The sequence below is a fragment of the Sulfurospirillum sp. E15m genome, from assembly GCF_059415145.1.
This window is the reverse complement of the sequence record NZ_JCAHZS010000009.1, coordinates 78,394-92,836: the sequence shown is the minus strand read 5'-3', so window position 1 is coordinate 92,836 and position 14,443 is coordinate 78,394. Positions and strand designations below refer to the sequence as shown.

Sequence of the window (14,443 nt, the reverse complement as noted above, 5' to 3'; positions counted from 1 at the left end):
ATATAAGAAAGAATAGAAGAAAAATCAATTAATCACTCCCTAGGTAAACCCAATGGTGGTCCGTGTAGGCTTCGAACCTACGACCCCATCATTAAGAGTGATATGCTCTACCAACTGAGCTAACGGACCAATTAAGTGAATAAGAACTGAAATTTTATTCCTTACTTGTTAAAAGAGGGATTAAACCTCCTCTAAATGTTCACTTCAAGGAACTATTTTTCAGCATTGTTCTTTTTGGTATGCGCATCATCTAATGCTTTATTGGCTGATTTTTGTATCTCGTTTATGGTTTGTGTTATTTTTGTATTTGCTTCTTCTGCTATTTTTTGAAGAGAAGGAAAAGTGTCATTTGTACCGTTGATTTGATTAAGTGCAAAAATATCTTTCACCAAATATCCCGCCATCAAAAGCAAAACTACATACCAGATAACATTAGGAATTCCAAAGCTTTTATGGCTTCTCTTTCGCTCATCTTGCATCATGAATTGCCCAAGTTCTTGATAAATCGTATTATTGTTATCGTTTGATTGTGTCTGTTTTTTTTGAGAATAGTGTCCTAATAAATTAAGCACATCCTTTTCATTATTGAGCATTGTATGACCTTGATTGTAAGTTTATAGATTGGGTTGATTGCGCAGATTTTACGTTGGGGTATTATAGCACTTTGATGCAGTCTTGTAGACAAATCGTTTGTTATTTGACTCTTTTATAAACAACTTTATGGGTTCCAGCTTCCGTTGATACGGTGTCTTTGTCAATGACTTTATACGTGTTTCCTATTTTAATATCGTCATCAAAAACGATGATATTTTGACCTTGGATGTCATAACTGACCGGCGTTTTCGTGCCAAAAACTGACATACTATTTTTCTCAAATTCAACTTCCATGATGCCTAAAACTGTCTGCGTACGCCATTTTCCAATGAGCGGATTATGATTGATCGTTTGGTCAATTGCGTATTTAACGCCAATGGCAATAAAAAGTAAAATTGCGCCTCCTGTAAAAAGCTTAAAAAGTAACGAAGAACCTTCATTGTGCTTAGGCGCAATAGTTTGTTTAGGTAGTTTTGTTCGTGTATTTTTCGATGTGCTGTTTTTAGGTGTTATTTGCCTCGATTTTGAAGTTGTTTTTTTCTTTATATTTTTATCTGTTTCTTTATCGCCTCGAAGCATTAAATACCTTATCATGAGTGTAATATCTATGGCGATTATAGCATGTTGCATACAAAAAAATTATTTTACATGTAAAAAGAAAAACGCCATCTCATCGTCCTTAAAAGATTGAAGTGCTATAATTTTTCTTTCATTACATGTAAAAACTCGACGCATAAGGTATGCAATGTTTAAAAAATTTATTAATTTATTTAAAGTCAAAGAAGACGATACGCTCAACTACATGGACCCTCATAAAATACTCAAAACAAAAAGACCTCCACTAAGAGACCCTTTAAATCAAGAAGATGAAGATGCATTTTTTCGCGAGTTAGAAGAAGAGCAAGAACTCTTTGAACGGCTCGAACACAATGAATCCCCAAAAGCTAGGGCTTCACAACCACAACCTTCACGCGAATCCGTTTTAAAAAAAATGCGCCAATGTATGCAGGAAAAAGACTGGAATCCCAAACACCATCCTAAGATAATTTTAGGTATCGTATTACTCGGTATAGCAACGATTATTACGTTCATTGCACTGCATGAAACCCCCAATCCATTGATTGGAAAATGGCAACCGCAGAAAAAATCAAATATCTTCGTTCCAACGGGCGATATTGAATTTAAAAAAGATCAATTTTCGGCGAATGGCGGTAGTGTGCCTGTCAAATACGATATTGAAGATGGATATGTTGAAGTGGTTGATATCAACACAAAAATCCGTATTCCTTTTTATATTAAAGATGACAAAATAATTGAATGTACAATCTTAGGTGTCAAAACATCCTATAAGAGAGTGGAAAAATGAGTCTGAAAAAAACCAATGCTGCTCGTTTCTTAGATACGTTGAAACTTCCCTATGAGATGACATCGTATGACGTTGATGAGGAAGACTTGAGTGCAACACATGCTGCGAGTGCTTTAGGGGTTGATGCGGCGTGTGTGTTTAAAACATTGGTCGCACGCGATGATGCGAAGCATATTCTCGTTGCATGTATTCCTGCGGCTGAAGAGATTGACCTGAAGGCACTTGCGCGGATAGCCGGTGTTAAGCGTTGTGAACTTGTTGCCGTAAAAGAGTTATTGGGACTCACGGGCTACATTCGAGGGGGATGTTCACCGTTTGCTATGAAAAAAACCTACCCAACGTTTATTCACCAAAGCGTTCATGAACATGAGAATGTCTATGTCAGTGCGGGACTTAGAGGGGTCCAACTCCGCCTTAGCCCTAGTGTGTTAATCCAAGGTACAAAAGCCCTCTGCGCAGCAATCATCAAACTTTAAAATCACTTTGCTTCCAAAGCTGTTCTTAACTCATCAATGTCTGTATGTGTTCCAATAATGCGCAATGGAACACCTTGGGCATTTCGCTCCATAATGCCCCCTTGGTCCAATATCCATTTATACGTTCCATCTTTGCAGAGCATACGATGTTCATTGCGGTAATGTTCTATTTGTCCACTAAAAAGTGCAGCTAGTTCGTTGAGGCATTGCGTAAAATCATCTGGATGAACACGCGTGCTCCACTCTTCGATTCGATTGCCTATCTCATCTGGTTCGTATCCGAGCATCTTTTTCCATTGATCTGAAAAATAGACCTCATTGGTTGTAGCATTCCAGTCCCATACCCCATGACCTGCAAAATTCATGGCATCACTATAACGTTGTTCATTTTCTAACATGCTTTCCCGCCTTAATGTTACATTGATAAAATCATAGCACTCAAGCGTTGCAAAACTGTTGTATTGAATGATGCAACGCGTTTATAACACTTGAAGTGTACAATGCCATGAAGAAAACTTTGGGAGAAAAAGATGTTTGAATATATCTCTTTTTTTGAAAGAGTTGAAGATTTACATGTAAAACTCGATAGCGGACGTTATCTTTTTTTTGTAGCTGAAAATACAGATATTACACCTTTATCAACCTTAAAAGAGATTGTTTTTACAGGTGCTATCTTCCCTCGCCTCCTCTTTCAAAATACGATACACGACCAAGGTGTCATTGTCGCAAAAATGAGTGATGCTACTTCATATCAAATTATCCCGATGGATGAGTTAAATCAACTGCACGTCGATAATGAGATGAATTCTATCTTAGCGATTATCGATGGATACTCAACTTTGACAGAGCATTTCTTAGAGCTATTATATGCCCTTTTGCCTGAGCAAAGTAAACTGGTTGGTGCCGGAGCTGGAAAAACAAAACTGGACGCTCCTGAACCTGTTTTATTTGATCATGAGAAGCTCTACACCAATTATGCCATTGTTATTTCATCAAAACAGACCATTGGTCTTGGCGTTAAGCATGGATGGAAGCCTGTGATGGGACCTTTTATCGCGACACACAGCGATGGAAACATTTTGCAAAAAATCAATTTTAAAGATGCATATCAAGTCTATCAAACCACCGTAGAGAGAGTCAGTGCTTTTCGTTTTAACACTACACCTTTTATGACAATTGCGCAACGATTTCCTTTAGGTATCGTGCGTTATAACAAAGATTTTATTTTAAGAGAGCCTATCAGTACCGATGGTAGCAATCTTGTTTTAGTCGCTAAAATTGACCCCAATTCTGTTCTATCCATTTTAGAAGCCACCAATGACGATTTGATTCAAGCCGCTGGCGATGCAGCAGCCAATGCATATTATGAACATCCCCTTTGTTCGTCTGTTTTAGTCATTGATTGTATTTCACGCTTTTATTTTTTAGAAAATGCCTATCCTGAAGAGCTTCATGCCATACGCGACGTCTATCCCAATGACGTCATATTGTGGGGCGTCTTGAGCCTTGGAGAGATTGCCAATGCCAATCAAGAAGGTATTGAGTTTTATAACAATACATGTGTTGTAGGCACACTGTAGAGGAGCCTTTCATGTTTCAGTCTATTTCTTTCGTGCGCCAAGACGAGAGTGCAAATATGCTCATCGCTGTTGAGCCAAATTATCTCTTGTTTGTTGCCGATGGTTGCGATGAATCTTCGCTCATAAGCCAGTACCCCAATCATCGCATCTACTCTATTCATATCCCTGCTATCATTTGGGAACAGAAGACTTACCACGATGCAATGTTATTGTGTGAACTGGATGCTGCCACACAGATTGCGTTTTATACCATGCACGATAAGATTAATGCGCCGTGGTTGATAGAGAGTAAAAGTGCTATGCTGTTTGTTCATTGGCTTGATCCTAATATTTATGCCTATTTGGATAATCTTTTTAGCATTACAAATGATGACATTACGCTCGTTGGTGCAGGATGCGGCACAACACTTTCTCCGAGTGCCCCTAGTCTTTTTTTCAATGGAAAACCTTATGATAAAAATGGTTTTTTACTGCTAAGTTCGAACAACTCTATGGCGATTGGAGCCAAGCATGGGGCACATTATTTTAACGGTTTTTATACCGCTCGTATGCACAATAGTAATACCATCGCTACGATTAATGGAGAGAGCGCTTCTGCTTTTTATGCCAAAATGATTCAAAAGCTTTTCCATGAAACCATCAATGATGAATCCATTTTCAAAACAGGACTTAAGTATCCTTTAGGATTAGGAACGACCCAAGAAGAAAAACCGTTGCGTGTTCCTGTGGCGATTGAAGGAGAACACCTCATCACGTCAGGACCGATTGAAGATGGTTCTAACCTCTCTTTTATGCAGTCCATTGTCCCCTCTTTTTTCAATGCTCCCACACTTTCCAGTTTGGAAGCAAAACAAGCAAGCACCGATTTAGCGCATAAAGAGTGTTTTATTATTGAGTGCATGGGAAGAAAAGAGGTATTAGGAACATGTTTTGACGATGAAATTAAAAATCTAGCAAAACAATTTAATACATGCCAACTGGTTTATGGTATCTTATCACTAGGAGAAATAGCCAATCGTTCTGAAAAGTACATTGAGTATTTCAACGAATCTTGCGTGGTAGGAGTCTTCTAAAATGCAACAGCTCAATGAACAATTGCTTATTACTTTTGAATGTGTCAGCGCCATTGGAACATCATTACATCTCAACACGATGGTCGAACATTTTTTACATGTTTTTTCACGTAAAACAGGTGCCATTGCTTCTGCGTATTGGGAATACGATAAGCAAGATAAACAGTACAAGCAGTTGTGTCTTTATGGGAAAAAAGCCTTTGCAAATCTTTTTAAGATACCATCATCTAAAATGTACGATGGACTCATTACCCATGACGCTTCTAGCGGAAAATCCCTTTTACATGTAAAAGTCAATGAAGACTGGATTGTCTTTTTATTTCAAGCCAATAATGAAGAGTTGGAGCTGTTACAATCCATTATTTCCTCATTTCATTCAAAGCTTGAAAACGCTGTTCACGCGTGTAAAAACCACCTTGAATTGCTTGAGATCAACCAGACACTTGAAAAACGCATCGAAGAAGAAGTCTCTAAAAACAGAGAAAAAGACCAACATATTTTACAGCAATCTCGGCTGGCACAAATGGGCGAAATGATTAGCATGATAGCGCACCAATGGCGACAACCACTGGGTTCCATCTCCGCAGTTGCCGCTTCTATCAAACTCAAAACCACGCTCAATCGTTTTGATTACACAACGCCAGAAGGACGCGAAGAGAGCAAAGTGTACTTGCAAGAATCTATGAATAAAATAGAATCGTATGTTCAATTTTTAACACATACCATTGATGATTTTCGAAACTTTTTCAAACCAAACAAACAAAAAGAGAGCGTTACGCTCTCACAACTGGTCAATAAAACACTTGAAATTATCGGAAAAGCATTGGAAATTAATGGTATCACGGTGACCACAGAAGTGCACGCAACCAATGAAATTTTTACCTATGCCAATGAAGTGACGCAAGTCATATTAAACATTCTCAAAAATGCAGAAGATGTCATTAAAGAGCGACATACACCTTCACCTCAAATTCGTATTATCGTAGGCGGTGATGAGACATGGCAAACGATTAGCATTGAAGATAATGCGGGCGGAATTCCAGACGATGTTTTACCCCACATTTTTGAGCCCTACTTTTCCACAAAACATGAAAAGAATGGCACAGGACTGGGACTGTACATGTCAAAGACGATTATTGAAGAGCACTGTGGTGGAGAGATTGCCGCTACAAACACCCAAGTCGGTGCTCGCTTTATGATTAAACTAAAAGAAGGATAATGGATGGCTGCTTATCACACCTTATCAAAGCTGATTAAAAAAGAGTATTTAAAATCAATTATTTTTCCTTTGCTGATGATCGAAGCGATGCTACTTTGGGCGTACTTTTGGAGCAATGCCTATGTCAATGAAACGACAAAAAATGCTCTTATTGAAGAGACAAAAATCCAAATTAAAGAGATTAGCAGTCGCTCTGCTACTATCGTGAATGACGAATTTAAAATGGTCGCCAATTTAACCTCTCTTTTTCAAAAAGAGCATGAGAATTTTTTTGCTTCGTATGACCCTTTACATGTAAAAGCGAATGACTCTTTTTATACGCAATTACCTAATGGCATCATCACTAATACAAAGAAGAAAGACAACTCATGCACCCTCTTCTTTTCTGACATCAAAAAAGAGACTCCAAACCGCATGGAAAAAGCTATTGCGACTGAAAAAATGGACGAATTTTACAACAATATTTTAAGCAGCAATCCCAATATCGCACAAGTCTATTTTAACAGTTACGATTCGATGAATCGCCTCTGCCCGTTTATGCCAGATGCACGCAATCAGTATGCTCACGATATTGATATTCCCAGCTTCAATTTTTATTTTCTTGCCGATGCGAAACATGATCCTGAGAAAAAAGTGGTTTGGACAGATGCATATTTAGACCCAGCAGGTCAAGGATGGATGATTAGCGCCATCGCACCTGTGTATAAAAAGAGTTTTTTAGAAGGCGTTGTTGGGATTGATATTACGATAGAGCAATTGATTAAGAACATTTTATCTATCAAACTGCCTTATGTCTCTATGGCAGTCCTTGTCGATAATAAAGGCAATATCTTGGGAATGAATGAAGCGCTAGAGCCTTTTTTAGGCCTTAAAGAGTTAAAATCACACGATTATCACGCTCCAGTTGAGGCAACAATCAGTAAGCCCCAAGACTTTAATCTCTTTACCAATAAAACTAATGCTTTAGCCATGTATTTGAGTCGTATCATTCAAGAAAACACTGCACTCTCTGAATTTAAAAGTGATAACGCTTCCTTTTTAATTACACAAAATAGTATTCGTGAAACGGGATGGAAATTTATTCTCTTACTAGACCGTGACTCTTTATTGGCAACGAGTATTAAATTGAAGCAAAAAACAGATTTTATCGGTTATGTCGCCTTAGGGTTGATGGCACTTTTTTATCTTATCTTTCTTTTCGTGCTTTTAAATCGTGCGAGCCGTTTCTCGCAGCAGATTTTAAATCCGTTGTATGAGTTGATTGAAGCAACTAAAAATCTAAAAGATAAGCTCATTACCACTAAACTCAAACGTTCTCGTATTTCAGAGATTAACATTCTGCTCGATAACTTTACGGCCATGAGCCATGAACTACAAGACCTTTATGATTCGATGGACAGGAAGATTAAAGAAGGCATTGTGGAAAATATGGAAACGCAAAAAATGATGATTTATCAATCTCGTTTAGCGCAAATGGGTGAGATGATTAGTATGATAGCACATCAATGGAGACAGCCTTTAGGTGCTATTTCAACGGTCACAGCCAGCATCAAGCTAAAACAAAATCTTAAAAAATTTGACTTAGAGACCCCAGAAGGACGCAAGGCGCAAGAAGAATTTTTAACAACAGCCATTGGAAAAATAGAAAACTATATTCAATTTTTAACCAATACCATTGACGATTTTAGAAATTTTTTCCGCCCCGACCAACAGCATGAGAAATGTTCTTTAACTTCCATTATTGAAAAATCACTAAAAATCATCGGTAAAAGTCTAGATGTCCATAAAATCACTTTACATGTAAATAATACTTCTGAGCATGAACTGATGACATATGAAACGCAAGTGACGCAAGTTTTAATTAACATCCTTAAAAATGCACAAGATGCCATACTTGAAAAAAAGTTAGAACATGGTACTATATGGCTCAATGCGTATGAGCAAAATGACCTGTTTATCTTAGAAGTAGAAGATAACGCTGGGGGCATTCTTGAGAGCGTCATCGCGAAAGTTTTTGACCCATATTTCTCAACCAAAACAGAGAAAAATGGCACAGGATTAGGGCTGTATATGTCAAAAACCATTATTGAAGAACATTGTCACGGTTCGTTGCAAGTGTGCAATACGGACAATGGAGCCAAATTTATCATTAAAATACGTGGAGAGTATAGTGCAAATCAGTCTGAATGAACTTTTAGCGCTCACATCTAATCTTCATATATTATATGCAGAAGATGACATTGTTTTACGAGAAAATACAGTTTCTTTACTGAGTGATCTTTTTGAGAAAATTGATGAAGCAAGCGATGGCATTGAAGCGCTTTCATTGTACAAACAAACTCCGTTTGAATACGACATCATCATTACCGATTTAAATATGCCGCATATGAATGGAATGGAACTTATTAAAAGTGTCCAACTGATCAATCCCAATCAGCTCATTATCGTCATATCAGCGCACAATGAAACCGAATATTTTTTAGAAAGTATTCGTAACAATGTCAATGGTTACATTTTAAAACCTATTGATTTTGACCAGCTTCTTGAAACACTCTACAAAGTCTCAACGCTTGCAACAGAGCGTAAAGAGAGTGCCAATAATAAAGCACAGCTTCAACAAATGATTGAAGAAAAAAATGCTCAATTAGAGCATAGTTCACAACTTGTACATGATTTTCTCACAATTGACAAGGTCACAAAACTTCAAAATGCAACGATGCTGTATGCGTTTTTAGATAAGTGTCCAATAGACCACGAACTCACAATTATGCTTTACAACATTGACGATTTTAGTTTTATCAACCAAACCTATGGTATCGACCTTGCCGATGATATTCTCAAAACCGTCGGAGAATACTTGCACTACAATATTGCAGAAGATGTACATTTATACCGTTATAATTCCGATGAATTTGTCATTATTTTTGATCCAAAGATAGTCCATCCTGAGATGTTTGCGGTACAAATACAAGCCTTTTTCCGTGAAACACCCGTGGGTGAATTTCAACATAAACCTCTGTATGTAACCCTATCGTGCGGTATTGCTACCAGTAAAGACCCCTCTTCTCTTCTTCCAAATGCACGTATCGCGTTACGCGAAGCGAAGATGCGAGGGTTACCTAATCAATATAACATTTACAATGCATCTGACCTTTTTCTCAAGCGTTCTGAAAGTGAAACCAATTGGATACAAAAATTTCGTTTAGCGCTTGAAGAAGACCGTGTAGTGCCCTATTTCCAACCTATTGTCGATAACAAAACAGGCGAAATAGCCAAATATGAATGTCTCGCACGCATTGAAGATGATGGTGAAGTCATCTCTCCATCGCATTTTTTAGAAGCGGCTAGACGAAGTGGATTGATGAGCAATCTTACACGCAGTATGATTAATAAATCGTTCAAAATCTTCTCACATCAGAAGGTTGAATTTTCTTTAAATATCACCAATGAAGACCTTTTAAACAGTAGTTTTATCGAATTTTTAATGGCGAAACAAAAACTCTATGAGATTGACCCTACATTCGTTACTTTTGAAATTTTAGAAGATATTATTTTAAGCGATCTTAACCATGTGCCGCTTCAAAACCTCAATATCTTAAAATCAATGGGATACCGTTTAGCATTGGATGATTTTGGAAGTGACAGATCAAATCTCAACCGCTTAGAGAGTGTTGGCGTGAGTTTCCTTAAAATCGATGGTCAGTTTATTAGCGGAATTGATACCAATTTACGCAACCAACATATTGTTGAGACCATTACCAGTATGGCTAAAAAAATGCATATTCAAGTCATTGCAGAGTATGTTGCAACACAAGACGAATATGAGACCGTTAAACGCTTAGGTGTCGATTTTTCGCAAGGATTTTATTTCGATGTCCCACACCTTTTTAGTCACGTTTCGTCGTAAGTTTATAGCCACGATTTTTGAGGTTAATAATAGAATCTTCGTAGCCTAGTTTATCACGCACTCGTTTCACCAAAGCGCGCAGGGTCGAGCTATTGACTTCATCATTCTGCCAAATTTCTTGGGAAAGCTGTTCATTGCGAACAAACGCATTGGCATTTTTAACAAGAATGTACAGTAACGACTCTTCCTTCGTAGTCAATTCTTCTTCAAGACCTTTTACATGTAACGTTTTCATTTTCATATCAAAGACCACGCCATCGTGTAAAACAACCTGCGTTATTTCGCTTTTTGGCTGTACCTGTTGCAACAATGCTGTTGCTTTAATCATCGTATTAATAAGCAACTGCGAATCAAAAGGTTTGGTTAAAAAACTAAAAATTCCTAAATCAATACTTTTGAGAAAATAATCCGTCTCTTTATACGCAGAAATTACAATGACCATTTGAGAGGGTTTTTTCTTCTTAATCTTTTCTATAAGATTCAAACCGTTTTGATTAGGAAGTTGAATATCGCTGATAACAAGGTCATAGGTATTTTCCAAATACTTGGTATAAGCCTCTTCTGCACAGATACATGAATCAATTGTGTCAAAAAAATCTGTTAGAAAAATCGTTAATTCTTCGTTTAAGGCGGTATCATCTTCTACCAGTAGTAAAGATAATGATTGACGCACTTTGCTTCCTCAATTCGTAGATTTATCAGGTAATTTCGCTAGAATTAGGTTAGTATATCAAAAAATACAACACAAATACAACGCGTGGAGTATATAATACATTTACTAAATCCTTAGCTGGAGTTAAGTTATGGAAAATGCTATTGATCAACTTATCGCTTGGAGTAAAGATTTAAATGTTCTTTATGTCGAAGACGATATATCGCTTCGTGAAGAAGTAAGCCTGTTTTTAAGTGATATTTTCAACCAAGTCGATCTGGCCAGCAATGGAGAAGAAGGGCTACAAAAACTCGCAAAAAATCATTACAATCTTGTCATAACAGATATTAGGATGCCTGTCATGGATGGCATCGAGATGATTGAAAAAATTAAAGAACTCTACCCAGAACAACCTGTACTCGTTACCTCAGCACACAATGAAATTGAGTATCTCGTCAAACTGATTAATTTAGGTGTGGATAATTTCATTACAAAACCTTTGCAAAGTGAACAAATTTTTAAAGTTTTACACAAAATTGTTGAGCACATACACCATAAAAAGGAGTTGCGGAAATACGAGCAAGATTTACAAGAAGCTAACACAAAGCTAAAAAAACTTGCCAATATGCAATCAAGGTCACTTGATCTAAAAAGCTCTATTTTAAAATCGTATAAAGAAGCACTTGATAAAGCAACGATTGTTTCCATGACGGATAAATTTGGCGTGATTACCGATGTCAATGAAAATTTTTGTAAAGCGACAGGATACACCAAAGAAGAAATTATCGGAAAAACACACAAATTGATTGGTCACCCACTAACCGATAAAAAGCTCTACACTGAAATTTGGAGAACCATTTTAGAGAAAAAGACATGGCAAGGTCTTCTCATCAACCAAACGCGCGATTTAAGACCGTTGTATCACTTTACAACCATTGTGCCTATTTTAGATAGTAAAGGTGACATTATTGAATTTATAGGCATTATCCAAGATTTAACGGAGCTTCATAAACACAACGAAGAACGCGCACAAGAGAATCTTACTTTAGCAATGAGTCTTAAGGAAAATGAACTCTTAAAGCACATTCCTTTTGCAGCGGCACTGATTCAAGATGATCTTGTATTTAAAAGTCATAATAAACTTTTTGAAGAAATTGTCAGTAGCCATTCTAATGACGATACATTGACGAAACTCACGAATAAATCCCTTCATTTAAAAGAGTTGGTCTATTTTGAAGAAATGGATTATTTTACCAGTATCGAATCCATTAAAAACAATTGGCCCTATGAAGGAGATATAACGTTTAAAGGCTCTATTCAGTCCATCAGTCATATGCAAGAAGTGTTAGTGAAAATTAGCCTTTATTCAGATAAGACATACTTGATTTGTATTATTAAGCAAGAGGATTTTGAATTATGCTGCCAAGTTCAAGAGAGATAGCTTTTCACGCTGCTATTTCTCGCATGAGTTTAGCAGAGGATGATTCTTCCCTTCATATCATTGATAACGAGTGCCATCTCCATATCATTAATCTTGCTGAGCTTAAAATTACGAAAAGCACCTCACTCTCTCGCCTCTATGATCATATGTTATTTGATTATTATAAACGACCTTTTGCCATAGGTAAATCGCTTGCTTATGTCTCTTTTTCACAAAAAGGGGGCGAACATATCATTGACATTCGTTCTAAAATTTTACCTATCCACACACTGCATTACAACGATAATGAAGTTGTCACCAAAGCAGAACTCAGTGAACACGATGCGCTTTTAATCACGGGAAATGAGCGTGGAAGAAGCTATATTATCAGTGCGCAAGATGGAACCTTGCAAGCTGAGTTACCCGTAACCAGTGATACAATCAGCGCTGTGGCGATTAGTGAAGAGTTTCACCTTGCCGCACGTTCCTCTTTTTCAAAAGACCTTGTCGTCTATAAAACCAATAGCTTCAGCATTCTTTTTGAGCAAAAACTGGAAACCGTCATTGAGATGATGGCATTTTTGGACAACCAATATCTCCTAGCCATTTTGCGCAATGGAAAGCTGATTAAAATCGACCTTTACCGCCAACAAATTATCAAAGAAGTCTCTTTGGACCATAGTTTATGGCCTTCGGTACTCTCAATCTCGCACAGTAAAAAGTTTTTATATATTGGCACACGCGAGTCGATGCTGTTTGCTGTTCATATTGAGACGATGGATATTTTGTATCAAGTCAAACTCCCCTATCAAGGAATTACGACGCTGGCTCGCGGTAAACGCTATTTTATGATTGGCTTTAAAACAGGAGAGGTTCTTTTTTACAATCATAGAGAGTTTGAAGAAGAGTTTATCAACTATATTAAATTACGACAAATCAAAGAAGCCGCACTTTTATTTCAAAAAAATATTTTCTTAATGTCACATCGCGAAACGAAAAAAATTTACGAATGCTGGTTAGAAGAGAAAGAGACCATTATGAATCTTCTTTCTCGAGGGGAGATTGCACAAGCACAAGCTTTGGCTGATCCTTATCTGTTTCATCCTAAGTGCAAACTTGAATTTAATGAAATTGAGATGCTGCAACCCGATTTAATGGCACTGCATCGCTATATCAGGAGCTTAAGTTTTGCAGCAGCCTACGACCTTGTGACATCAAAACCGGAGCTGAAACAAAGCTCTCTTTATACGCATATGGAATCCTTATGGAATAAAAACCTTCAAAAAGCACAAATTTTGCTCTCTAGAGACCCTCAACATAACAAAGAGCAAGCCAAAGACACGTTACGCCTCTTTTTAGACGTTGAAGTGAAAAAGCCCATTATTGAGAATATGCTCAAACGCTCAGGCATTTTTACATTAGCCGAGACTTCAGTGAAAGAGAAAAATTTTGCGTTTTATTTCAAACTGGTTGGACAGAATGCGTTCTTAGAATTGACACCTCTGTACCAAAAGGTATTGCAAGTTGCAGAACGCGTCCAACATGAAACACTCAAATATATAGAAGAGAAAAACTATCAGCAAGCGCTGATTCTTGCCGATATTTTACATCAATTCCGACCTTACCAAAATCAAGCCAATCGCTTACGAGAAGCCTCAAAAGCCTTGATGATTTTAGAATATCAAATAACACATCATATGCTGATGGAAGCCGTAAAAACACAAAACCAGTTTCAACTTCAAAGTAATTATGAGCTTATCCAAACACTTGAAGAGATGAAAAAACAGTTTCAAGAAGAACAGCTTATATTACTCGATAAAAAAGAGTATGCAAAAGTTTTTGCAAATCTTGCACCTTATATGGAAATTGCAACATGTAAGCAAAATGTCGCTAATATCATGCGTAAGCTGTATATCGAACAGTTTAAAGATGCTGTTTTAAACCAAAATCAAGCCATTGATTGGGAAAAATCTTTTGTCAATTACTTTCACTATTTTGCAAAAGACAAACTTTTAGTTGAATTTGCCAAAACGTATCAAAAGCTAGAAACGTTGCAACATATTATCGTTTCCAAGCCACCCACTGAAAATCCTAAGTATGTGAAAACACTCTTAAGCAAGCAAAACGAAGCGGTTATTAATAAGAGTTAATCCATC

At 37.2% G+C, this 14,443-nt stretch carries 13 protein-coding genes and 1 tRNA gene; 9 read left to right on the top strand and 5 right to left on the bottom strand.

What is annotated here, in order from left to right; genetic code table 11:
- Positions 1-53: 53 nt before the first annotated feature.
- The 3 genes from AC5SLP_RS12090 to AC5SLP_RS12080 all read right to left on the bottom strand — a co-directional run bounded on the left by AC5SLP_RS12090 (position 54) and on the right by AC5SLP_RS12080 (position 1,173).
- Positions 54-129: transfer RNA gene (locus AC5SLP_RS12090), tRNA-Lys, on the bottom strand.
- Positions 130-212: 83 nt separating this feature from the next.
- Positions 213-593, bottom strand: a complete 381-nt coding sequence (locus AC5SLP_RS12085; protein WP_495255413.1) for a hypothetical protein — start codon at positions 591-593, stop codon at positions 213-215.
- Between the two features lie 100 nt (positions 594-693).
- Positions 694-1,173, bottom strand: coding sequence for a hypothetical protein (locus tag AC5SLP_RS12080; RefSeq protein WP_495255412.1), 480 nt, complete (start codon positions 1,171-1,173; stop codon positions 694-696).
- A 166-nt stretch (positions 1,174-1,339) separates the two neighbouring features.
- On the opposite strand from AC5SLP_RS12080, the gene AC5SLP_RS12075 reads away from it, so the two are divergent.
- Positions 1,340-1,960: a hypothetical protein gene (locus AC5SLP_RS12075; RefSeq protein WP_495255411.1), complete on the top strand. Its 621-nt coding sequence runs from the start codon at positions 1,340-1,342 to the stop codon at positions 1,958-1,960.
- Positions 1,957-2,436: a Cys-tRNA(Pro) deacylase gene (gene ybaK, locus AC5SLP_RS12070; protein WP_495255410.1), complete on the top strand. Its 480-nt coding sequence runs from the start codon at positions 1,957-1,959 to the stop codon at positions 2,434-2,436. Before AC5SLP_RS12075 ends, ybaK begins: the two co-directional genes overlap by 4 nt.
- 2 nt (positions 2,437-2,438) lie before the next feature.
- Here ybaK and AC5SLP_RS12065 read toward each other — a convergent pair whose 3' ends face one another.
- Complete coding sequence (locus AC5SLP_RS12065; protein WP_495255409.1) at positions 2,439-2,834, bottom strand: PAS domain-containing protein; 396 nt, start codon at positions 2,832-2,834, stop codon at positions 2,439-2,441.
- A 132-nt stretch (positions 2,835-2,966) separates the two neighbouring features.
- On the opposite strand from AC5SLP_RS12065, the gene AC5SLP_RS12060 reads away from it, so the two are divergent.
- From AC5SLP_RS12060 to AC5SLP_RS12040, 5 genes are read left to right on the top strand one after another with little or no spacing between them, the layout of a single operon-like run.
- Positions 2,967-4,016, top strand: coding sequence for an FIST C-terminal domain-containing protein (locus tag AC5SLP_RS12060; RefSeq protein WP_495255408.1), 1,050 nt, complete (start codon positions 2,967-2,969; stop codon positions 4,014-4,016).
- An 11-nt stretch (positions 4,017-4,027) separates the two neighbouring features.
- Positions 4,028-5,089, top strand: a complete 1,062-nt coding sequence (locus AC5SLP_RS12055; RefSeq protein WP_495255407.1) for an FIST C-terminal domain-containing protein — start codon at positions 4,028-4,030, stop codon at positions 5,087-5,089.
- A 1-nt stretch (position 5,090) separates the two neighbouring features.
- Entirely contained in the window at positions 5,091-6,308 is a 1,218-nt protein-coding gene (locus AC5SLP_RS12050) for a sensor histidine kinase (RefSeq protein WP_495255406.1), read from the top strand.
- A 3-nt stretch (positions 6,309-6,311) separates the two neighbouring features.
- Complete coding sequence (locus tag AC5SLP_RS12045) at positions 6,312-8,498, top strand: ATP-binding protein (protein WP_495255405.1); 2,187 nt, start codon at positions 6,312-6,314, stop codon at positions 8,496-8,498.
- Positions 8,479-10,215 (top strand): EAL domain-containing protein, encoded by a 1,737-nt coding sequence (locus AC5SLP_RS12040; RefSeq protein ID WP_495255404.1) that lies wholly within the window; start codon positions 8,479-8,481, stop codon positions 10,213-10,215. The genes AC5SLP_RS12045 and AC5SLP_RS12040 overlap by 20 nt, the downstream gene beginning before the upstream one ends.
- Here AC5SLP_RS12040 and AC5SLP_RS12035 read toward each other — a convergent pair.
- Complete coding sequence (locus tag AC5SLP_RS12035; RefSeq protein WP_495255403.1) at positions 10,196-10,888, bottom strand: response regulator transcription factor; 693 nt, start codon at positions 10,886-10,888, stop codon at positions 10,196-10,198. The genes AC5SLP_RS12040 and AC5SLP_RS12035 overlap by 20 nt on opposite strands.
- Before the next feature lie 130 nt (positions 10,889-11,018).
- Here AC5SLP_RS12035 and AC5SLP_RS12030 point away from each other — a divergent pair, with 130 nt between their 5' ends.
- Both AC5SLP_RS12030 and AC5SLP_RS12025 read left to right on the top strand, forming a co-directional pair.
- Positions 11,019-12,308, top strand: coding sequence for a response regulator (locus AC5SLP_RS12030; RefSeq protein WP_495255402.1), 1,290 nt, complete (start codon positions 11,019-11,021; stop codon positions 12,306-12,308).
- Complete coding sequence (locus AC5SLP_RS12025) at positions 12,284-14,437, top strand: hypothetical protein (protein ID WP_495255401.1); 2,154 nt, start codon at positions 12,284-12,286, stop codon at positions 14,435-14,437. The genes AC5SLP_RS12030 and AC5SLP_RS12025 overlap by 25 nt, the downstream gene beginning before the upstream one ends.
- Positions 14,438-14,443 lie beyond the last annotated feature (6 nt).

Coding starts and splice junctions, on each gene's coding strand:
- ybaK (WP_495255410.1), top strand. CDS start 1,957: ATGAGTCTGAAAAAAACCAATGCTGCTCGTTTCTTAGATACGTTGAAA.
- AC5SLP_RS12025 (WP_495255401.1), top strand. CDS start 12,284: ATGCTGCCAAGTTCAAGAGAGATAGCTTTTCACGCTGCTATTTCTCGC.
- AC5SLP_RS12045 (WP_495255405.1), top strand. CDS start 6,312: ATGGCTGCTTATCACACCTTATCAAAGCTGATTAAAAAAGAGTATTTA.
- AC5SLP_RS12065 (WP_495255409.1), bottom strand. CDS start 2,834: ATGTTAGAAAATGAACAACGTTATAGTGATGCCATGAATTTTGCAGGT.
- AC5SLP_RS12030 (WP_495255402.1), top strand. CDS start 11,019: ATGGAAAATGCTATTGATCAACTTATCGCTTGGAGTAAAGATTTAAAT.
- AC5SLP_RS12080 (WP_495255412.1), bottom strand. CDS start 1,173: ATGCTTCGAGGCGATAAAGAAACAGATAAAAATATAAAGAAAAAAACA.
- AC5SLP_RS12085 (WP_495255413.1), bottom strand. CDS start 593: ATGCTCAATAATGAAAAGGATGTGCTTAATTTATTAGGACACTATTCT.
- AC5SLP_RS12075 (WP_495255411.1), top strand. CDS start 1,340: ATGTTTAAAAAATTTATTAATTTATTTAAAGTCAAAGAAGACGATACG.
- AC5SLP_RS12050 (WP_495255406.1), top strand. CDS start 5,091: ATGCAACAGCTCAATGAACAATTGCTTATTACTTTTGAATGTGTCAGC.
- AC5SLP_RS12055 (WP_495255407.1), top strand. CDS start 4,028: ATGTTTCAGTCTATTTCTTTCGTGCGCCAAGACGAGAGTGCAAATATG.
- AC5SLP_RS12060 (WP_495255408.1), top strand. CDS start 2,967: ATGTTTGAATATATCTCTTTTTTTGAAAGAGTTGAAGATTTACATGTA.